General features: G+C 79.1%; 1 protein-coding gene. It reads right to left on the reverse strand.

From position 1 onward, the window contains the following. A partial coding sequence (locus tag ABD363_RS32435) for a beta-ketoacyl reductase (protein WP_344610041.1) occupies nt 1-804 on the reverse strand: 804 nt, incomplete at both ends.

Below are 804 nucleotides of genomic sequence, written 5' to 3' on the forward strand. Positions count from 1 at the left end.
GGTGGCCATGCCGCCGCCGTCCCAGGCGCCCCAGGCGATCGACGTGGCGGGCAGCCCCTGGGCGCGGCGCCGCTGGGCGAGCGCGTCCAGTACGGTGTTCGCCGCCGCGTAGTTGGCCTGGCCCGGGTTGCCGACCGCGCCGGCCACCGACGAGAACAGCACGAACGCCGCCAGGTCCAGCCCGCGCGTCAGCTCGTCCAGCAGGAGCGCCGATTGCACCTTGGCCCGGAAGACGGCGCCGAAGCGCTGCGGGGTCAGGCCGTCCAGGACGGCGTCGTCGAGGACGCCGGCGGCGTGCACGACGGCGGTCAGCGGCGCCTCGGCCGGGATCCGCGCCAGCGCGGCCGTCAGCTCCGCCCGGCCGGCCGTGTCACAGGCCGCGATGGTCACCCGCGCGCCGAGCCCGGTCAGCTCCGCCTCCAGCTCGGCCGCGCCGGGCGCCTGCCGGCCACGGCGGCTGAGCAGCAGCAGATGCTCCGCGCCGTGCCGCGCCGCCCACCGGGCCACGTGCCCGCCCAGCGCCCCCGTACCACCGGTGATCAGCACCGTGCCGGACGGCTCCCACACCGGGGCCCGCTCCGCACCCGGCGCGGGGGTGAGACGGCGGCCGAGGACACCGCCGGCGCGGACGGCGGCCTCGTCCTCCTCGCCTCCGCCGGCGAGGTGGGCGGCGAAGCGGCGCAGTACGGCGGCGTCGGGGTCGGCGGGCAGGTCGACCAGGCCGCCCCAGCGGTCGGGGTACTCCAGGGCGGCGACGCGGCCCAGGCCCCACAGGGCGGCCTGGAGGGGATCGACGGGGTCGTC

Source organism: Streptomyces glaucus, assembly GCF_039533365.1.
Taxonomy (GTDB): domain Bacteria; phylum Actinomycetota; class Actinomycetes; order Streptomycetales; family Streptomycetaceae; genus Streptomyces; species Streptomyces glaucus.